This is a genomic window from Streptomyces sp. NPDC001889 (assembly GCF_053594535.1).
Map to the genome: position 1 here is coordinate 183,851 of NZ_JBSFER010000005.1, position 19,262 is coordinate 203,112.

Genomic DNA, 19,262 nt, shown 5'->3' on the forward strand with positions numbered 1-19,262 from the left:
TCAAAAGGCTGGACATTCTCCAGATCAAACCGGTATCCGCTCGATGACACGCCGTTCCGGCCCCTAGGATTCCCTCTATCACCTCACCGGTCTCATTCGACAGGAACCCCATGAGCGACACTTCCTCCCCCTTCGGCTTCGAGCTCGTGCGGCGTGGTTACGACCGCGGCCAGGTGGACGACCGCATCACCAAGCTCGTTGCCGACCGTGATAGCGCTCTGTCCCGGATCACCTCCCTGGAGAAGCGCATCGAGGAGCTCCACCTCGAAACGCAGAACGCCCAGGCCCAGGTCTCCGACGCCGAGCCGTCCTACGCCGGCCTCGGTGCGCGCGTCGAGAAGATCCTCCGCCTCGCCGAGGAGGAGGCGAAGGACCTGCGCGAGGAGGCCCGCCGCGCCGCCGAGCAGCACCGTGAGCTGGCCGAGTCCGCCGCTCAGCAGGTGCGCAACGACGCGGAGTCGTTCGCCGCCGACCGCAAGGCGAAGGCCGAGGACGAGGGCGTCCGGATCGTCGACAAGGCGAAGGGCGAGGCCCAGCAGCTGCGCAGCGAGGCGCAGAAGGACGCGCAGTCCAAGCGCGAGGAGGCGGACGCCCTCTTCGAGGAGACCCGCGCCAAGGCGGCCCAGGCCGCGGCCGACTTCGAGACCAACCTCGCCAAGCGGCGGGAGCAGTCCGAGCGCGATCTGGCGTCGCGTCAGGCCAAGGCCGAGAAGCGTCTCGCGGAGATCGAGCACCGCGCCGAGCAGCTCCGTCTGGAGGCCGAGAAGCTGCGGACGGACGCGGAGCGCCGGGCCCGTCAGACCGTGGAGACGGCCCAGCGCCAGTCCGAGGACATCGTGGCGGACGCCAATGCCAAGGCCGACCGCATCCGCAGCGAATCGGAGCGCGAGCTGGCGGCGCTCACCAACCGCCGCGACTCCATCAACGCCCAGCTGACCAACGTCCGCGAGATGCTGGCCACGCTGACCGGTGCCGCGGTCGCCGCGGCGGGCACCCCCGCCGACGACGAGCCGATCTCCCGCGGCGTCCCGGCCCAGCAGTCCCGCTGAGCCTGCGCCCCGGGCGCGGCGCCCCGTCCCTCCGGGGCCGGGCCGCGACAGAAAAATTTACGCCGAGCCCCCCGCCGGTCAACTGGCGGGGGGCTTCGCGTGCCCTTACCGTGGCCGCATGATCGAGCTGGATGGCCTCACGAAGCACTTCGGCGACAAGGTAGCCGTCGACCGTCTCTCGTTCCAGGTCAGACCCGGGGTGGTGACCGGGTTCCTCGGCCCGAACGGCGCCGGGAAGTCCACCACGATGCGGATGATGCTCGATCTCGACAATCCGACGAGCGGCAGTGTGCGGATCGACGGCAAGCACTACCGCGATCTGGAGGAGCCGCTCAAGTACATCGGCGCGCTGCTGGACGCCAAGGCGATGCACGGCGGTCGGAGCGCGTACAACAATCTCCTCTGTCTGGCGCAGGCGAACCGCATCCCCACCGCGCGGGTGTCCGAGGTGCTGGATGTCGTCGGGCTGACGGCGGTGGCGCGCAAGAAGTCGAAGGGGTTCTCGCTCGGCATGGGCCAGCGGCTGGGTATCGCCTCCGCGCTGCTGGGCGATCCGGAGATCCTGATGTTCGACGAGCCGGTGAACGGACTGGACCCCGAGGGAATCCACTGGATTCGCCATCTGATGAAGCAGCTCGCGAACGAGGGGCGGACCATCTTCGTCTCCTCGCACCTGATGAGCGAAATGGCGCTGACGGCGGATCATCTGATCGTGATCGGGCAGGGCCGGCTGCTGGCGGACACCTCGATGGCGACCTTCATCCAGGAGAACTCGCGCAGCTACGCCCGGCTGCGCTCACCGGAGCCGGAGCGGCTGCGCGACGTCCTGCACACGGCGGGGTTCACGGCGGTGGGCGCCGAGGGCGGCGCCCTGGAGATCGACGGGGTGTCGACCGAGCGGCTGGGCGAGCTGGCCGCCGAGCACGGGATCGTGCTCCATGAGCTCAGTGCCCAGCGGGCCTCGCTGGAGGAGGCGTTCATGCAGATGACGGCGGGTGTGGTGGAGTACCACGCACACGGTACGAGCGAGGGGCCGCCGCGGGCGGCGGTGCCCGGGCCCCAGTGGGGCCGGCGCCAGGAGAGCGGTAAGGGAGGAGTCTGACCCATGGCCTCGGTACCCGCGGTGCTCCGCTCGGAGTGGACCAAGATCCGTTCGGTCTCGTCCACGACCTGGACGCTGGTGAGCGCGTTCGTGGTGACGGTGGCGATGAGCGCCGCTCTCTGCGCGCTCTTCAACGCGACCTTCGACAATCTCTCCACCCGGGAGCAGCTCACCTTCGACCCGGTGCTGGTGAGCTTCTCGGGGATGACGCTCGGGCAGCTGGCGATGGTGGTCTTCGGGGTGCTGGTGGTCGGCACGGAGTACAGCTCCGGCATGATCCGCACCTCGCTGGCCGCGGTGCCGCAGCGCGGGACCTTCCTCTTCAGCAAGCTGGCGGTGGCCACGGGCCTGGCACTGGCCGTGGGCTTGGCGACGAGCTTCGCCTCCTTCTTCCTGGGGCAGGCGCTCCTGGGTGATCTGCGGACGTCGATCGGCGCGGACAATGTGCTGCGCGCGGTGATCGGCGGCGGGCTCTACATGGGGCTGATCGCGCTGTTCTCGATGGCGGTGGCGACGATGCTGCGCAGCTCGATGCTGGCGCTCGGCATCCTGATGCCGTTCTTCTTCCTGGTCTCCCAGATCCTGGCGTCGGTGCCGAAGGCCAAGACGGTCGCGCGGTACTTCCCCGACCAGGCGGGTTCCAGGATCATGCAGGTGGTTCCCGAGGCGCTGGGCAGCGACAAGGCTCCGTACGGGCCCTGGGGCGGACTCGGGATCATGCTGCTCTGGGTGGTGGTGGCGGTGGCCGGGGGGTACGCGGTGCTGAAGAAGCGGGACGCCTGACCCGCACGCCGGGCCCGCCCGTACCACCGGCAGGATCGTGACCCATCCGTTACCGCTTGGCCGGAACTGCCGGAGGATGGATATCCTCCTCACTCTTACGGGGGTGTGCGGCCTGGTGGCCTGTGCCCCGATGACCGAAAGTCGATGGGGCTGGAGAATGATCGAGGCAGTCGGCCTGACGAAGCGCTACGGCGCCAAGACGGCCGTGTACAACCTTTCCTTTCAGGTGAGGCCCGGTGCGGTGACCGGATTCCTCGGCCCCAACGGCGCCGGCAAGTCCACCACCATGCGCATGATCCTCGGGTTGGACACCCCGACCGAGGGCAGTGTGACGATCGGGGGCCGCCCCTTCCGGCAGACCCCCAACGCGCCCCGCCAGGTCGGCGCGCTGCTCGACGCCAAGGCCGTGCACGGCGGGCGCAGCGCCCGCAACCACCTGCTGTCGCTGGCGCAGCTCTCCGGCATCCCGGCCCGCCGGGTGGACGAGGTCCTCGGTGTCGTCGGCCTCCACGAGGTGGCCAAGCGGCGCTCCAAGGGCTTCTCGCTCGGCATGGGCCAGCGGCTCGGCATAGCGGCGGCCCTTCTCGGCGACCCCCAGGTGCTCCTCTTCGACGAGCCGGTGAACGGTCTGGACCCCGAGGGCATCCTGTGGGTCCGCAATCTGATGAAGCAGCTCGCGTCCGAGGGCCGTACGGTCTTCGTCTCCTCGCACCTGATGAGCGAGATGGCGCTGACCGCCGACCATCTGATCGTGATCGGCCGGGGACAGCTGCTGTCGGACATGAGCGTCGGCGAGTTCATCTCGGCGAACTCCGCCGACTTCGCCCGGGTGCGCACCCCCGACACCGAGCCCCCGCTGCGCGAGAAGCTGTCCTCCGCGCTGACCGGGGCCGGCGGCCAGGTCATGACCGAGCCGGACGGCGCCCTGCGGGTCATGGGACTCCCGCTGCCGAGGATCAGCGAGCTGGCGCACGGCTGTGACGTACGGCTGTGGGAGCTGTCGCCGCACCAGGCCTCGCTGGAGGAGGCGTACATGCGGATGACCCAGGGCGCGGTCGACTACCGCTCGTCCGCCGACGAGAAGGCCGGGCTGATGCAGCAGCCGCAGCCCGGTTTCGGTCCGCCGCCGCCCCAGCAGCAGATCCCCGAGGTCCCGCAGCAGGGCTGGTACGCCCCGCCGCCGCCCCAGCCGGGGAGCAATCCGTACGCCGGCGATCCGGGCCCGAGCGCTCAGGGAGCCGCCGCCCCGGCCGCTCCCCCGGCCGCCGTGCCCGCCGATCCGTCCAAGCCCGAGGACCCCCGATGACCACCCCCTACCAGCAGCAGGGCGCGCCCGTCGCCTCCTACTCCTCGCCGATCCCGGTCCGCAAGGCCCATCTCGGCGACGCCCTCGCCTCCGAGTGGACCAAGATACGGTCCGTGCGGTCCACGATCTGGACGCTGGGTGTGCTGGCGCTCCTGGTCGTCGGCATCGGTCTGCTGGTCGCGGTGGCCATCAGCGGGAGCGAGACCGATCTGGCCGGCCAGTCGGTGCTCTCGCTCGGCTTCTTCGGCGTCCTGCTCGGCTCCCTCTGTGTGATCACGCTCGGGGTGCTGACGATCGCCTCGGAGTACGGCACCGGGATGATCCGGACCACGCTGACCGCCTGCCCCTCCCGGAGCCGGGTGCTGGCCGCGAAGGCGATCGTCTACTTCCTGCTGGTGCTCACCGTCCATCTGGTGCTCACCCTGGTCGTGGGCGCGCTCCAGACGTCGATGATCGGCAGCGGCTCCGCACCCACGAGCGAGGAGTGGTTCCGCGCCACCTTCGGTGTCAGCTTCTACGTCGCCTGCCTGGGCCTGCTGGCGATGGCCGTCGGCTCGCTGATCCGCCACTCGGCCGGCGCGATCACGATCATGCTCGGGGTGCTGCTGCTCCCGCTCGTGGTCGGGATGTTCATGTACGGGGAGTCGCTGCGCGAGATCCAGACCGCGCTGCTGGAGTACTCGATCCCCAACCAGCTCGGGGTGCTCTACGACAACACGGTGACGGAGTCGGGACCGCAGGGCTGGGAGCCGCTGTGGATCGCGATCGGTGTCACCGCCGCCGCGCTGACCGCCGCCTTCGTGGCCCTGAACAAGCGCGACGTCTGACCCGGCCCGGCGGGCGGTGACGCCCGGACCGGCCGGCCGTTCAGCGCCTGGGCGCGTTGCGGGACCGCTGCACCCTCGTGGTGCGGCGGTCCTTCGCGTTCCAGCACGCCTTGTGCCAGTGGCGCCGGTCGTCCACCCCGCCGTGCTCGGGCCACGCCACCACGTGCGGCACACCGGACGGGATCTCCTGGTCGCAGCCGGGGCAGCGGTAGCGCTTGCCGAGGGCGCTCGCGCCGGCGACATGGCGCACCGACCACTCCTCGCCCTGCCAGGACTCGGTACGGCCGAAGCCGCCGTACCGGTCGCCCGGTTCACCGGTCGGTGCGGAGAGCTTGTCGCCACCCTTGGGGTGGTTGCGGCGCGGGGACACGTTGTACACCTCACGGGGCAAGTGGGGACGATTCCTGACGCGTCCAGCCTACGGGCCGCGCCACCGGGTACACGTACGGTGCGCCCCACAAGGCGCCGCCCCCACCGGGGGTGTTACCGGAAAATCGCAAGAATTTTACGAGCGGCCGTGCCCATGGCACGTGTCAGACGTTAGTGCGGACAGGGGGAGTGACGCGTCGGGCCGCAAGGAGGCAGAAGTCGATGCGCGTGGGTACGTTTGTCCTGGCCGCTCAGTTCCCGGGTCAGGGGCAGGGGGAGGCACTGCACCGGGCGGTGCGCTCCGCCGAGGTCGCGGAGGAGTCCGGGCTCGATTCGGTCTGGCTGGCCGAACATCACTTCGTCCCGTACGGGGTCTGTCCCTCGGCGGTGACACTCGCCGCCCTGCTGCTCGGCCGCACCCGGAGGATACGGGTGGGGACCGCCGTGAGCGTGCTGCCCAGCGCGCATCCGGTGGCCCTCGGCGAGCAGGCCGCACTGCTCCATCTCACCAGCGGGGGCAGATTCTCGCTGGGGGTGGGCCGGGGCGGGCCCTGGGTCGATCTGGAAGTCTTCGGAGCGGGCCTCGCGGCATATGAAACGGGGTTCCCCGACTCCCTGGACCTGCTGCTGCGCTGGCTGCGCGAGCCCGCCGTGGGCTCCGCGTCGGAGCGGTTCCCCTTCCGCGAGGTGCCGGTGGTGCCCCGGCCCGACGAGCTGATCGGCGGCCCGCCCCGGGGGCCCGAGGTCATAGTCGCCTGCACCTCGCCGGGGAGTGTGCGGCTGGCCGCCGAGCGCGGGCTGCCGATGCTCCTCGGCATGCACTGCGGCGACGAGGAGAAGGCGGAGATGGTCGCCCTCTGGCGGCGCCACGCCCTGGAGGCGGGCCGGCCGGCGGACGAGGTCGCGGGGGCCGCCCATGTGTCGGCGGGCGTGGTCCAGCTCGCCGACAGCGCGGCCGAGGCCGGTGAGACCCTGCTCAAGTCGATGCCGGGCTGGCTGAAGCAGGGACTGGACGCGCACACCACCGTGGACGGCCGGGCCCGCGCGATGCGCGATCCCGTGGCGTACACGGAACTGCTCTGCCGGCTCCATCCCGTGGGCCCGCCCCGGCTGGCCGCCGACCGGCTGGCGGCGACCTCGGAGCGCACCGGCATCAGCCGTTTCGCACTGCTCGTGGAGGGTTCGGGCGATCTCTCGGCGACGGAGGAGAACGTACGGCGGCTGGGTGAGGACGTACTGCCCCTGCTGAGCTGAGCACGGGGCCTCCCCCGGTCCCCCGGAGGAGACGCCCGGGCCGGGCGCGAGGGCGGGGCCCGGCGGGGCCGAGCCCCGCCCGGCTCGCCCTGACCGGCCCACTGCCGCTCCCCGTCGACCGCACCTGCCGCGACGTGGAGCGGCAGCTCACGATCTCAGCAGTCGCGCAGTGTCGGCGACTGATTGAGCAGCTGCCCCCGGATGGAGGTGAAGCGGGCCAGCCGCTCGTCGGCCGAGGGGTCCAGCGGGAACACCGCGACGCGGTGGCAGTTCTGGAAGGCCAGGCGCACGCCGAAGTGCCGTTGCAGCGCACCACGGATCGCATCACTCGCGAGCGCGCGCAGCAGCTGGCCGCGTGCCTGCTCGTCCGGGGGCGGCGTCTGGTTGTCGGCGAACTGGCCGCCGTCCACCTTCAGCTGGGCCACCAGGGAACTGACCATCTCCCAGGCATAGGGCAGGGAGGTCCGGACGCAGTCGACGAAGGCTGCTTCGTCGACCTCGCCTCGCTCGGCCTGTTCCAACAGAGCCGGTGAGACGTCGAGCGACATGGGTTCTCCTCTCGCGACCCCGGAACCGGGGCCTTGGGCAGGGAAGAAGGCACCGAAAAGTAACGTCATGCGCATGACGCATGACAACACAGAGTACGCGCTCGGCGACCTCCCGCATCAACGGTAAGTGCGGGCTGCGTGCCGCACCAGGAGAGGGGGAGGACAACCGGCCAGAATCCCGCGGGGTGGGCGGAGGTGTCCCGAGCGGTCTGCGCCAGGCGCGGTGGGCCCGCGCGGCGGGGGTGCGTAGGGGGAATCGCGCGCGGGGGTCCGCGTCGAGTAGCGTTGCCGACCATGCGTCTTGTCATCGCCCGCTGCTCCGTGGACTACGCGGGCCGGCTCACCGCCCATCTTCCCTCCGCCCCTCGTCTGATCCTCATCAAGGCGGACGGCAGCGTCTCCATCCACGCGGATGACCGGGCGTACAAACCACTGAACTGGATGTCCCCTCCGTGCACGCTGAAGGAGGGCGACGGCAGCGTCTGGACGGTCGTCAACAAGGCGGGCGAGAAACTGATCATCACCATGGAGGAGGTCCTCCACGACTCGTCCCATGAGCTGGGGGTGGACCCCGGGCTCATCAAGGACGGTGTGGAGGCGCATCTCCAGGAGCTGCTGGCCGACCGGATCGAGACACTCGGCGCGGGGTACAGCCTGATCCGCCGGGAGTACCCGACGGCGATCGGTCCGGTGGACATCCTCTGCCGGGACTCCGACGGCGGGACGGTCGCGGTGGAGATCAAGCGGCGCGGCGAGATCGACGGGGTGGAGCAGCTGACGCGCTATCTGGAGCTGCTGAACCGCGATCCCCGTCTCGCGCCGGTGAAGGGCGTCTTCGCGGCCCAGGAGATCAAGCCGCAGGCACGGGTGCTGGCGACCGACCGGGGCATCGGCTGCGTGGTGCTGGACTACAACGCGATGCGGGGCATCGAGGACGACAAGCTCAGGCTGTTCTGACGGTACGCCGGAACAGCGGGACGGCCCCGGGGGCAGCGCCCCCGGGGCCGTACGCGTGTCCGGGGCCGTACGCGTGTCCCGGGTCCGGGCCGTCCCTTCCGGGTCCCGCCGGGCTCGCTCGCGAGCCCCGGCACCGCGCCCCGCCGCGTTGTCGTCCGTCGCCGACTCCGCGTGGACCCCATCCGCCGCCTCGCGATCCACGGCACCGGGCCCCGCCCACCGACCCGGCCCGATCAGGTCACCGGCGGGGGCGCCGACGGCGAGGCGTCCGGGCCGACCGGGGCGCTGCCGGTGATCTCGGGCCCGCCGCCGCCGGGTTTGGCGGGAGTGCTGGCGGACGGGGTCGGCCTGGTGGCCGTGGCCGACGGGGTCGGCGCGGTGCTCGGGGTGGACGGCACGGTGGAGGGTCGGGGCGGGCTCGGGGGCCTGCTGCTGGGGGCGGTGGTCTCCGACGGGGTGCCGGGGTCCGTGGAGGACGGCGGCGGGGAGACCGGCGCGCTCTCCCCCGGCTCCGCCGAGCCGGTGGACGCGGTGCCGCTGGGGGTGGTGGACGGGCCCGGTGCCGACGAGCCGGCGCTGCCGCTCGGGGCCGCCGATGACGAGGAGCGGCCGGGGACGGTGCCGGGGACACCGGTCGCCGGGCCGGCGGGGCCGGCCGTGGAGTCCGTCGGGTCGTCGGTGGGGCCGAGCCCGTCGTCGTCCGCGCTCGCGGACCGGCCGCTGCCGACCCGGTCGCCCGGCGGGTCCTCCGCGTCGGACGCCGGGCCGATGGCCAGTACGGTGCCGAGGACCACGGCGAGCAGCGCGCCGGCGCCCGTCGCGATCAGATTGCGGCGGGTGCCGAGGAGCCCGCGGGCGGCGCGGCCCCGGCGGGCGAGCGCGCTCCGCCCGGGCGGCGGCTGGTACGAGACCAGGGTCGGGGGCACCGAGAGGGTCCCGGAGACCAGCGGCAGCGGCCGGGTGCCCGGTCCGTCGGGGCTGTTCGGTGCGGCGGCCCCGGCACCCGGCGGCAGGGCCAGCGGCGCCCGGCGGGAGTCCTCGGGGCGGGTGACGACCGGTTCGGCCGTGGGCACCCGTCCGTTCTCCCGGTCGTCGACGAGGGTCAGCGCGCGGCGCCCGGCGACGGTGCCGCTCCTGTCGGCGAGCGCGCCGCGCATCCCGATCGATGTCTCCAGCTCGGCGCGCGCCCGGTCGAGGCGGTCCGTGCAGAGCGCGACGATGCCCAGCTCATGGTGGAAGTAGGCCTCCTGGGCGACCTCGCCCGCCTTGCGGGCGGCCTCCGAGCCGGTGCGCAGGGCGCGCTCCCAGGCACCCCAGTGGAGTCCGGCGGCGAAGGCGGGCGCGGCACTGCGGGCGAGCAGTACGGCGGCGCTGGGGTGCCCGGCCTCCGGGCTCGCCACCAGGGCGGTCAGCGCGGCCACGATGGCGTCCGCCTCGGCCACGGCCCGCTCGGGGGTGACGGAGGGGTGGCCGGTCCACCAGGTGTAGTGCTGGGCCGCGGTGTGGGCGAGGGCGGGCGCCTCGTCCGCGTACCCCTTCTCCTTGAGCTGGGCGAGGACACCGGCGGCCAGCCGGTAGCGCGCGCCGACCCGGGAGAGCAGTCCGCAGTCCAGCAGTTCGCCGATCGCGGCGTCGGCGTGGGTGTCGCCGATGAGGGCCGGAAGGTGGGCCTGGTGGGGTACCTCGCCGCCGAGGGCGACGGCGAAGCGCAGGGTCCTGCGGGCGGACTCGCCGAGCCGGGAGGCGAGCAGCGGCGCGGGGGCGGCGCCCTGGCCCAGGGTGGGGAGGGCGACCTCGGTGCCCTCGACGCCCTCCGGGGGCGCGAAGGCCTCGAAGGCCTCGGGGTCCTCGCGGAGCAGCTCGCGCAGTTCGTCGCACTGCCGCAGCAGCGCGCCGGCCTGGACGAAGCGCAGCGGCAGCCCCTCGGACTCGAACCAGAGGTCGCCGGCCCAGTTGGTCTCGTCCTCGGCCAGCGGCCGGTCCACGGTGCGCTGGAGCAGCTCCACGGAGACGGCGCGGCCCAGTCCGGTGAGGACCACCTCTTCGAGCGGGGAGTCGGCGGCCGGCTCCGGGGTCTCGGGGGTGGCGGTCATGACGAAGGCGCACTCGGGCGCCGCGTCCAGCAGTTCGGTGAGCGCGGCCCCGCCGAACTCCAGATCGTCGAGGGCGACGACGGCGCCGATCCCGGCGACCTGGCGGAGCAGTCCGGCCCGGTCGGGGCGGTGGCGCGGGGCGGTGTGGACGGCCGCGAAGAGGTCGTACAGCAGATCGGCGGGGGTGCGGTGCCGGCCGTTGAGCCGGACGACCCCGTCGGGGGCGAGTTCCGCGCAGTCCTCGGCGACGGCGTCGAGGAGGGCGGTGCGCCCGGAGCCGGCCGGGCCGGTGATCCGCAGCGAACGGCCGCGCTCCAGCAGCCCGGTGACGCGCTCGCGCTCCTCGGCGCGCTCCAGCAGCGGCGGCCGGGGGGCGGCCGGTCCGGCGGGAGCGGGCGGGTGGGCGGCGCGCTCGTGCTCGGCGCGCTCCTCGGCGGTGCGGCGGACGGGGCCCGCCGGGTGGTCCGGTGTCCCGGGGCCGCCCGGCGGGCAGGGTTCTATCTCGCTGCCGTCCACCGGGTTGACGGTGAGCAGGAAGTCACCGGCGACGACCCGTACGGTGCGGGCGGGCGCCGACCCGGACGGCGTGAACTCGGGTGTGCCGGGGTCGCGTGATGGGCGCTTCGGGCCCGTGCCCTCGCCGAAACTGTCGTTCTCCATGGTCCAAGCCCCCAGATGCGGTTCGCATAGGTTCGTCCCCGCCCTGGCTCGGTGACGAGTCCGTGGCGGAGCCACGCGCGAGTGCCCGTCCCGGTCTCCCCGCGCCCCCGGCCGTCGTTGCGGTCCGGTGCTCCTGCCGCGTGGGTCACGCGACGCGGCGTGTCCGGTTTCGCACATCGGCAGGCGAACGAACCCTAGACGCTGGCAGCGTATCCCTGATCAGGCGGGGTGCGACCCCGTCCGCGTCGTCACGGCTTCATGAGAATTGTGAGCCTCGGCTCATCGGCGCCGAACGGTCGCGGGGCCGGCCGGGGCCCGGGGCTCAGACCCGGGGCAGCGACTCGGCGGCGAGGCCGCCCTCGATCGCGAGGATGCGGTGCAGCCGGGTGGCCACCAGCAGCCGCTGCATCTGGGGTGGCACCCCGCGCAGCACGAGCCGTCTGCCGCACCGGCCGGCCCGGCGGTGGGCGCCCATGATGACCCCGAGTCCGGTGGCGTCCCAGGAGTCGAGTCCGGTCAGGTCGAGCACCAGGTCGCCGGCTCCGTCGTCGACGGCCGAGTGCAGGACCGTACGGGCGTCCGCCGCGCTGCGGACGTCGAGGCGGCCCCCGACGACCAGCTCGGCGTGGTCGCCCCTGATGTGCATATGCGCTCCCCGAGAGTGCTCGCGTCGTGTCCAGTCGCACCTGCCGGTGCAGGCTGCTCCACTTCTTCTTGCCTCAACTGACTGCCCAGGGGGCACTCCAGTTGCTGGTCGTAAGCGAACCGATACCGAAATCACCCCGCAGGGTGATACCGGCGGGCGACGGCGCGCTATCGGCGGTCGCCCGGTGGGTCGGTGGCTCAGTAGGTGTAGAAACCCTGCCCGCTCTTGCGGCCGATGTCACCGGCGTCCACCATCCGGCGCATCAGCTCCGGCGGGGCGAACTTCTCGTCCTGGGATTCGGTGTAGATGTTGCCGGTGGCGTGGAGCAGGATGTCCACCCCGGTCAGATCGGCGGTGGCGAGCGGGCCCATGGCGTGCCCGAACCCCAGCCTGCAGGCCAGATCGATGTCCTCGGCGGTGGCGACGCCCGACTCGCAGAGCTTCGCGGCCTCCACCACCAGGGCCGAGATGAGCCGGGTGGTGACGAAGCCGGCGACGTCGCGGTTGACGACGACGCAGGTCTTGCCGACGGACTCGGCGAACTCGCGCGCGGTGGCGAGCGTTTCGTCACTGGTCTTGTAGCCGCGGACCAGCTCGCAGAGCTGCATCATCGGCACGGGCGAGAAGAAGTGGGTGCCCACGACCCGCTCCGGACGGTCCGTCACCGCGGCGATCTTGGTGATCGGGATGGCGGAGGTGTTGGAGGCGAGCACGGCGTCCGCGCGGCAGATCCGGTCGAGCGCGCGGAAGATCTCGTGCTTGACCTCCAGCTTCTCGAAGACGGCCTCGACCACGAGATCGGCGTCGGCGACGGCGTCCAGATCGGTGGTGGTGGTGATCCGGGCCAACGCGGCGTCCGCGTCGGCGGCTTCCATCGCGCCCTTGGCGACGAACCGGTCCCAGGAGCTTCTGATGCCGTCGGTGCCGCGCGTCAGGGCCTCGTCGGTGACATCGCGCAGGACGACCTCCCAGCCCGCCCGGGCCGAGACCTGAGCGATTCCGGAACCCATGAGTCCGGCTCCGATGACGGCGAGCTTCCTGGCCACTGCGACACCCCTTAACGACTGTTTACTTTTCGCCTCTCGGGCGGAGGTTAGCGGGCGCGGGGGGCCAAGTGGCGGATAGGAGATGCGCGTCACGCCCCACATGACGGACGTCACACCCCCAGGGGCCCGGCGGGGCGCCCGGGGCCCCTTCCGGCACGGGGTGCGCGCCCCCGGGGCGAGGCGAAACTACTCTGGTGCCATGGTCAATCTGACACGCATCTACACCCGGACCGGCGACGGGGGCACCACGGCCCTCGGCGACATGAGCCGGACCGCCAAGACCGATCCCCGGATCTCCGCGTACGCCGACACCAACGAGGCCAACGCGGCCCTCGGTACGGCGGTCGCGCTGGGCGCTCTCCCCGAGGAGGTCGCCTCGGTGGTGGTCCGGGTCCAGAACGATCTCTTCGACGTGGGCGCCGATCTCTGCACCCCGATCGTCGCGGACCCCGAGTACCCGCCGCTGCGGGTGGAGCAGTTCTACATCGACCGGCTGGAGGCCGACTGCGACCGGTTCCTGGAGGAGCTGGAGAAGCTCCGCAGCTTCATCCTCCCGGGCGGCACACCGGGGGCCGCCCTGCTGCACCAGGCGTGCACGGTCGTGCGGCGGGCCGAGCGCTCCACCTGGGCGGCCCTGGAGGCGCACGGCGAGACGATGAACCCGCTGACGGCCACCTATCTCAACCGCCTCTCCGACCTGCTGTTCATCCTCGCGAGGACGGCGAACAAGGAGGTCGGGGACGTCCTCTGGGTGCCGGGCGGGGAGCGCTGACCGCATCCGCCCGGGGCACCGGGGCGCTCAGCGGCGCTCGACCCGGACCGGCGCGCGGTCGCCGTCCCCGGCGCCGGACCCGCCGTCCTCGGCTCCCGGGCCGGAGCCCGGCCAGAGGAGATGGGCCAGCGCGATGACGCCGTGGATGCCGGCGATCTTCCACGACTGGTACATCCAGGCCTGGAGCGAGTCGGGGCTGCCGGCGTCGCCCACGTACCAGATGGCGAGCTGGAGCAGCACGGTCGCCACGGCGGCGGCCACCAGGGTGCCGCCCCAGATCCTCATCTCGTGGATGCCGCGCGCCCTGCCGTACCTCGGCGGCTTGACCGGCGGCGGCGCGCCGCCGAAGCGGTGGGCCGCGTGGCCGTCGAGCCACTTCACGGTGCGGTGGCCGTGGCCGACGGTGAAGCCGATGTACAGGGCCGCCAGACCGTGGGTCCAGTTGGGTTCGGCGCCGTTCCTGAGGTCGATCGCGGTGGCGATCAGCAGCACGACCTCCAGGAGCGGTTCGCACAGCAGCAGGGCGGCGCCCAGCCGGGGCATCCTCAGCAGATACCGCACCGCGAGCCCGGCGGCCAGCAGCACCCAGAAGCCGACCTCACAGATGATGATCAGCGTGACGATCACGGCTCTCTCCCTTCACCTCCTCCAGCCTCCCGTCCCCGGGGCGGCCCGGCGTCGTCGCCAGTGAGGAACCCGCACTGCATCCTTCGATGTAGTCGCAGCTCAGCCCTGTCGGGGAGCCCGGAGGGCCGGGGGCCGTGTTGGATGGAGAGGTGAGCGTTCCCCGTCCCCCGCGCGCCGATGTGCTCCTCGCCGTGACGGCCTTCCTCGGCGGTCTGCTGCTGTGGTCGCTGGATCTGTACACCCAGCCGAACCGGAGCGGTCTGCCGGCCTGGGCGGCCCTGGTGCCGCTGGCCGTGATCAGCGCGCAGTCGCTGCTGCGCCGGTCGATGCCGCTGCTGACCCTGTCCGTGGACACGGTGGCGCTGGTCGGCGACCAGTTCACGGTGGGCAGCCTCGTCACCGTGCTGCTCTTCACCGACGGGGTGTACGTGGCGGTGGTGTACGGCTCGCCCGCCGCCGCCCGGCGGGTCCCGGTCACCACCGGGCTGATCACCATCGCCTCCACCATCGGGCTGCTGGCGGTGCTCCGCTCCCCGGAGGGGCTCTTCCTCGGGGTGGTCGTCGGCCTGGTCACCTTCGGTCCCGCGATCACCGGGGCGATCATCCGCAACCACCGGGACGCCGCCGACGCGGCCCGGCTGCGCGCCGAGCAGACCGCGCTGCTGGCCGAGATGGACCGGGCGCAGGCGGTGACGGCCGAGCGCGGGCGGATGGCCCGGGAGCTGCACGACATGGTCGCCAACCATCTCTCCGCCATCGCCATCCACTCCACGGCCGCGCTCTCCCTGGACGACCCGGCGACCTCCCGGGACGCCCTGGGGGTGATCCGGGAGAACAGCGTCGCCGGACTGGCCGAGATGCGCCGTCTGATCGGGCTGCTGAGAGACCGGAGCGAGGACGGCGCGCCGGCCGCCGCGCCCACCCTCGCCGGGCTGGCGGCCCTGGTCGGGCAGGCCCGTACCAACGGCGCCGCGAGCGGGCTCGGGTTCGTCCTCGACGACCGGCGCGGCGAGGGGCTCGTGCTGCCCGCGCCGGTGGAGCTGGCGGCCTACCGGATCGTGCAGGAGTGTCTGACCAACGCCCTCAAGCACGCCCGGCCGGGCGAGGTCCGGGTGGTGCTCGCCCACCGTGCGGGCGAGTCCCTCACCGTGACGGTGACCAGCCCGTTCGGCAACCGCTCGGGGCCCCGCGCGCCCGGCTCGGGGGCCGGTCTGGTGGGGATGCGGGAGCGGGTGGCCCTGCTCTCCGGCGAGATCGAGGCGGGGCCGGCCGACGGCCCGCCGGGCGGCGCGGAGAAGATCTGGCGCGTACGGGCAGTACTGCCCGTCCAGGACGAGAAGGAGCCCACGCCATGACCGGAGCGACGAGGCCGGAGGCGGAGGCGGGGGCGGGACCCGGGGAGCGGCCGGGCGGGGCGGAGCACATCCGGGTGCTGGTCGCCGAGGACCAGAGCGCGGTACGGGCGGGGCTGGTCCTCATCCTGCGCAGCGCACCGGAGATCGAGGTGGTCGGCGAGGCCGCCGACGGTGAGGAGGCGGTGCGCCTGGCCCGGGAGCTCCGCCCGCACCTGGTGCTGATGGACCTCCAGATGCCGCTGCTGGACGGGGTGTCGGCGACCCGGCTGATCGTCTCGGAGGGGCTGGCCGATGTGCTCGTGCTGACCACGTTCGATCTGGACGAGTACATCTTCGGGGCGCTGCGGGCGGGCGCCTCGGGGTTTCTGCTGAAGAACACCGAGGCGCGGGACCTGCTGGCGGCGGTGCGCACGGTGGCGCGCGGCGAGGGGCTGATCTCCCCGGCCGTCACCCGCCGGCTGATCGCGGAGTTCGCCGCCCCGCACCCGGTCCGCTCCCCCGGCGCGCCCGATCCCTCCGTGCTGGACGCGCTCACCCGGCGGGAGCGCGAGGTGCTCTGCTGTGTCGGCGAGGGGCTGTCCAACGCGGAGATCGCGGTACGGCTGCACATGGCCGAGGCGACGGTGAAGACCCATGTCAGCAGGGTGCTGGGGAAGCTGGAGCTGCGCAGCCGGGTGCAAGCGGCGGTGCTGGCGCAGGAGTTGGGACTCTGACGGAACGTTTCACGCCAGTGGGCGGCTACCCGCCGCCTTTGGTCTGGACCTATTGACGATTGGTCCAGACCTTCCTACTCTCACCGCTACACACGCTGCGGTGAGCCACGCAGAGTGCGCAGTGCACGGTCCACCCCACTGTCCGGACCTCCACAAGGAGCACCCGTGAGCACTCAACCCCCACCACTGCACGGCCTCAGAAAGCGTCTTACCCCTCCCGAGCGGCTCTCCACCCGCTCCAGGATCGTCGCGGCGCTCACCGCGCTGATCCTCCCGCTCGCGGCACTGGTCGTGATCGCCACCCCCGCCCAGGCGGCCACCTCCGCGACCGCCACGTACGCCAAGGGCTCCGACTGGGGCAATGGCTTCGAGGGCAAGTGGACCATCAAGAACACCGGCACCACGACCATCAGCTCCTGGACGGTCGAGTGGGACTTCCCGGCCGGCACCCGGGTCACCTCCGCCTGGGACGCGGACGTGACCAACACCGGCAACCGGTGGACGGCCAAGAACAAGTCCTGGGCCGGCTCGCTGGCACCGGGGGCCACCACCACCTTCGGCTTCAACGGCACCGGCACGGGCTCCCCGTCCAACTGCTCGCTCAACGGCGGCTCCTGTGACGGCGGCACGGTCCCGGGCGACAACCCCCCGTCCGCGCCCGGCACCCCCACCTCCAGCAGTGTCACCGAGACCTCGGCGGCGCTGGCGTGGACCGCGGCCACCGACGACAAGGGTGTCAAGAACTACGACATCTACCGCGACGGCGCCAAGGTCGGCACGGTCACCGGTCTGACGTTCACGGACACCGGTCTGACCAAGGCCACGGACTACTCCTACACCGTCCAGGCGCGGGACACGGCCGACCAGCTCGGCGCGTTCAGCGGTGCCCACCAGCTCCGCACGCCCGGCACCGTCAACCCCGGCTCCAAGATCAAGATGGCCTACTTCACGCAGTGGGGCGTCTACGGGCGCAACTTCCACGTGAAGAACCTGGACACCTCCGGCACCGCCGCGAAGATCACCCACATCAACTACGCGTTCGGCAATGTGCAGAACGGCCGGTGCACCATCGGTGACTCCTACGCCGACTACGAGAAGGCGTACACCGCCGACCAGTCCGTCGACGGCGTCGCCGACACCTGGGACCAGCCGCTGCGCGGCAATTTCAACCAGCTCCGCGAGCTGAAGAAGAAGCACCCGCACATCAAGGTGCTGTTCTCGTTCGGCGGCTGGACCTGGTCCGGCGGCTTCACCCAGGCCATGCAGAACCCGGCCGCCTTCGCCGAGTCCTGCTACAACCTGGTCGAGGACCCGCGGTGGGCCGATGTGTTCGACGGCATCGACCTGGACTGGGAGTACCCCAACGCCTGCGGTCTGACCTGCGACAGCAGCGGCCCCGCGGTCATCAAGACCATGGCGCAGGCGTTCCGTGCCAAGGTCGGCAACAACTACCTGCTCACCGCTGCGATCACCGCCGACGCCTCCAACGGCGGCAAGATCGACAAGGCTGACTACGCGGGCGCCGCACCGTTCTTCAACTGGTACAACGTGATGACGTACGACTTCTTCGGCGCCTGGGCGGCCCAGGGTCCGACGGCCCCGCACTCGCCCCTCACCTCCTACCCCGGCATCCCGCAGGAGGGCTTCAACTCGGCGGCGGCGATCGCCAAGCTGAAGGCGAAGGGCGTGGCGTCCGAGAAGCTGCTCCTCGGCGTGGGCTTCTACGGCCGCGGCTGGACGGGCGTCACCCAGGCGACCCCGGGCGGCACCGCGACCGGACCGGCCGCGGGCACCTACGAGCCCGGCTTCGAGGACTACAAGGTCCTCAAGAACACCTGCCCCGCCACCGGGACCATCGGCGGCACCGCCTACGCCAAGTGCGGCAACAACTGGTGGAGCTACGACACCCCGGCGACCCTCACCAGCAAGATGAGCTGGGTCAAGAGCCAGAACCTCGGCGGTTCCTTCGCCTGGGACCTGAGCGGCGACACCAGCAACGGTGAGCTGATCACCGCGATGGACAACGGCCTCAAGCCGTAGCGGTCCACTGATACACACCGGGCTCGGAACAGCCGGTGGCAGAGAGAAGGGGCCGGGGCGATCCCCCGGCCCCTTCGTACGGCCCGCCCGCGGAGGGCTCAGGCCACATTCACCCGCTGGCCGGGGGGAGCGGCCTCCAGCCAGGCGAGAAAGCCGGTGAGCGCGTCCTCGCTCATCGCCAGCTCCAGCCGGACCCCGCGGTGCAGACAGCCCAGCACGACGGCGTCGGAGAGCAGCGCCAGCTCCTCCTCGCCCTCCGGGGTGCGGCGGGCGACGACCTCGATGGCCGAGCGCTCCAGGACACGGCGCGGACGGGGCGCGTACGAGAATACCCGGAACCACATGATCCGGTCACCGCTGTAGCGGGCGACGCCGTAGACCCAGCCCTTGCCGGAGGGCGCGCCCGAGGGGCCGGTACCGGGCTCCTCGGGGAGGTTCCACCGCAGCGAGCAGTCGAACGTACCTCCGGAGCGCTGGATCAGCCGCCGGCGCAGCCCGAAGACGAACAGCCCGATCCCCACCAGGGCGACCAGCGCCAGAATGCTCACCAGCACCGCGAGGAACAATTCCACCGACCTCCTCGCATCGTCCCCAACGCCATCCATGACGCACCTGCATTGCCTCAGCCGCGGTCCGGTCTGGAGGTCTCCAGTCCGGGCCGCGGCTGAGGGTAACGACTGTCGGCGGGGTGCTAGCGCACCGCCACCGCACGCAGCCGGACATCGGCACGGCGCTCGGCGGCGGCGTCCTCGTCCGACTTGGCGCGCTCCAGCGCACGCTCGGCGCGCTGGGCATCGATCTCATCCGCCAGCTCGGCGATCTCCGCCACCAGCGACAGCTTGTTGTCGGCGAAGGAGATGAAACCGCCGTGCACAGCGACGACCACCGTGCCGGCTCCCTCGGGGGAACTGGTACGGATGGTCACCGGGCCCGACTCCAGCACACCGAGAAGCGGCTGGTGACCGGGCATGACACCGATGTCGCCGGACGCGGTGCGCGCGACGACCAGCGTGGCCTCACCGGACCAGACCTGCCGGTCCGCGGCGACCAGCTCGACATGCAGCTCAGCAGCCAAGGGTGGCTCCTCGGGTCACCACCCGGCGATGATGCCGGGT

The 19,262-nt window shown here is 72.1% G+C and carries 19 protein-coding genes; 11 read left to right on the plus strand and 8 right to left on the minus strand.

The window, feature by feature from the left end; genetic code table 11:
* Positions 1-110 precede the first annotated feature (110 nt).
* The 5 genes from ACWCRA_RS07440 to ACWCRA_RS07460 all read left to right on the plus strand — a co-directional run bounded on the left by ACWCRA_RS07440 (position 111) and on the right by ACWCRA_RS07460 (position 5,067).
* On the plus strand, positions 111-1,049 hold the full coding sequence (locus tag ACWCRA_RS07440) for a coiled-coil domain-containing protein (RefSeq protein ID WP_351550179.1): 939 nt from the start codon (positions 111-113) through the stop codon (positions 1,047-1,049).
* Positions 1,050-1,167: 118 nt separating this feature from the next.
* Positions 1,168-2,151 (plus strand): ABC transporter ATP-binding protein, encoded by a 984-nt coding sequence (locus ACWCRA_RS07445; protein WP_351550182.1) that lies wholly within the window; start codon positions 1,168-1,170, stop codon positions 2,149-2,151.
* 3 nt (positions 2,152-2,154) lie between these two features.
* The gene (locus tag ACWCRA_RS07450; RefSeq protein ID WP_351550185.1) at positions 2,155-2,934 is read left to right on the plus strand and encodes an ABC transporter permease subunit; all 780 of its coding nucleotides are present in this window, start codon (positions 2,155-2,157) and stop codon (positions 2,932-2,934) included.
* 157 nt (positions 2,935-3,091) lie between these two features.
* Positions 3,092-4,240 carry an ABC transporter ATP-binding protein gene (locus ACWCRA_RS07455; protein ID WP_351550188.1) on the plus strand — a complete coding sequence of 383 codons (1,149 nt, stop codon included), beginning with the start codon at positions 3,092-3,094 and terminating at the stop codon, positions 4,238-4,240.
* Complete coding sequence (locus tag ACWCRA_RS07460) at positions 4,237-5,067, plus strand: ABC transporter permease subunit (RefSeq protein WP_351550191.1); 831 nt, start codon at positions 4,237-4,239, stop codon at positions 5,065-5,067. The genes ACWCRA_RS07455 and ACWCRA_RS07460 overlap by 4 nt, the downstream gene beginning before the upstream one ends.
* 40 nt (positions 5,068-5,107) lie before the next feature.
* Here the strand turns inward: ACWCRA_RS07460 and ACWCRA_RS07465 are convergent, their stop codons facing one another.
* Complete coding sequence (locus tag ACWCRA_RS07465; protein WP_351550293.1) at positions 5,108-5,437, minus strand: ATP/GTP-binding protein; 330 nt, start codon at positions 5,435-5,437, stop codon at positions 5,108-5,110.
* A 221-nt stretch (positions 5,438-5,658) separates the two neighbouring features.
* On the opposite strand from ACWCRA_RS07465, the gene ACWCRA_RS07470 reads away from it, so the two are divergent.
* The gene (locus ACWCRA_RS07470; RefSeq protein ID WP_351550193.1) at positions 5,659-6,690 is read left to right on the plus strand and encodes an LLM class flavin-dependent oxidoreductase; all 1,032 of its coding nucleotides are present in this window, start codon (positions 5,659-5,661) and stop codon (positions 6,688-6,690) included.
* 155 nt (positions 6,691-6,845) lie between these two features.
* Here ACWCRA_RS07470 and ACWCRA_RS07475 read toward each other — a convergent pair whose 3' ends face one another.
* A complete protein-coding gene (locus tag ACWCRA_RS07475) occupies positions 6,846-7,238 on the minus strand; it encodes an SCO5389 family protein (protein ID WP_351550196.1) in 393 nt (130 codons plus the stop codon).
* 294 nt (positions 7,239-7,532) lie between these two features.
* On the opposite strand from ACWCRA_RS07475, the gene nucS reads away from it, so the two are divergent.
* A complete protein-coding gene (nucS, locus tag ACWCRA_RS07480) occupies positions 7,533-8,195 on the plus strand; it encodes an endonuclease NucS (protein WP_351550199.1) in 663 nt (220 codons plus the stop codon).
* A 233-nt stretch (positions 8,196-8,428) separates the two neighbouring features.
* On the opposite strand, the gene ACWCRA_RS07485 is transcribed toward nucS, so the two are convergent.
* From ACWCRA_RS07485 to ACWCRA_RS07495, 3 genes are all read right to left on the minus strand, one after another.
* Positions 8,429-10,948 (minus strand): ATP-binding protein, encoded by a 2,520-nt coding sequence (locus ACWCRA_RS07485; RefSeq protein ID WP_451067011.1) that lies wholly within the window; start codon positions 10,946-10,948, stop codon positions 8,429-8,431.
* A 322-nt stretch (positions 10,949-11,270) separates the two neighbouring features.
* Positions 11,271-11,594, minus strand: coding sequence for an STAS domain-containing protein (locus ACWCRA_RS07490; RefSeq protein WP_351550205.1), 324 nt, complete (start codon positions 11,592-11,594; stop codon positions 11,271-11,273).
* Positions 11,595-11,791: 197 nt separating this feature from the next.
* Positions 11,792-12,640 carry a 3-hydroxyacyl-CoA dehydrogenase family protein gene (locus ACWCRA_RS07495; protein WP_351550207.1) on the minus strand — a complete coding sequence of 283 codons (849 nt, stop codon included), beginning with the start codon at positions 12,638-12,640 and terminating at the stop codon, positions 11,792-11,794.
* Between the two features lie 199 nt (positions 12,641-12,839).
* Here ACWCRA_RS07495 and ACWCRA_RS07500 point away from each other — a divergent pair, with 199 nt between their 5' ends.
* The gene (locus ACWCRA_RS07500; protein ID WP_451067012.1) at positions 12,840-13,412 is read left to right on the plus strand and encodes a cob(I)yrinic acid a,c-diamide adenosyltransferase; all 573 of its coding nucleotides are present in this window, start codon (positions 12,840-12,842) and stop codon (positions 13,410-13,412) included.
* Between the two features lie 27 nt (positions 13,413-13,439).
* Here ACWCRA_RS07500 and ACWCRA_RS07505 read toward each other — a convergent pair whose 3' ends face one another.
* The gene (locus tag ACWCRA_RS07505) at positions 13,440-14,039 is read right to left on the minus strand and encodes a hypothetical protein (protein WP_351550213.1); all 600 of its coding nucleotides are present in this window, start codon (positions 14,037-14,039) and stop codon (positions 13,440-13,442) included.
* Positions 14,040-14,188: 149 nt separating this feature from the next.
* On the opposite strand from ACWCRA_RS07505, the gene ACWCRA_RS07510 reads away from it, so the two are divergent.
* From ACWCRA_RS07510 to ACWCRA_RS07520, 3 genes are all read left to right on the plus strand, one after another.
* Positions 14,189-15,394 carry a sensor histidine kinase gene (locus tag ACWCRA_RS07510; protein WP_351550216.1) on the plus strand — a complete coding sequence of 402 codons (1,206 nt, stop codon included), beginning with the start codon at positions 14,189-14,191 and terminating at the stop codon, positions 15,392-15,394.
* Positions 15,395-15,462: 68 nt separating this feature from the next.
* Positions 15,463-16,107: a response regulator transcription factor gene (locus ACWCRA_RS07515; protein WP_351550296.1), complete on the plus strand. Its 645-nt coding sequence runs from the start codon at positions 15,463-15,465 to the stop codon at positions 16,105-16,107.
* A gap of 165 nt (positions 16,108-16,272) precedes the next feature.
* Positions 16,273-18,147 carry a glycosyl hydrolase family 18 protein gene (locus tag ACWCRA_RS07520; protein ID WP_451067013.1) on the plus strand — a complete coding sequence of 625 codons (1,875 nt, stop codon included), beginning with the start codon at positions 16,273-16,275 and terminating at the stop codon, positions 18,145-18,147.
* A gap of 98 nt (positions 18,148-18,245) precedes the next feature.
* On the opposite strand, the gene ACWCRA_RS07525 is transcribed toward ACWCRA_RS07520, so the two are convergent.
* Positions 18,246-18,713, minus strand: coding sequence for a DUF2550 domain-containing protein (locus tag ACWCRA_RS07525; RefSeq protein WP_351550302.1), 468 nt, complete (start codon positions 18,711-18,713; stop codon positions 18,246-18,248).
* 125 nt (positions 18,714-18,838) lie between these two features.
* Positions 18,839-19,222 carry a F0F1 ATP synthase subunit epsilon gene (locus ACWCRA_RS07530; RefSeq protein ID WP_351550219.1) on the minus strand — a complete coding sequence of 128 codons (384 nt, stop codon included), beginning with the start codon at positions 19,220-19,222 and terminating at the stop codon, positions 18,839-18,841.
* Positions 19,223-19,262 lie beyond the last annotated feature (40 nt).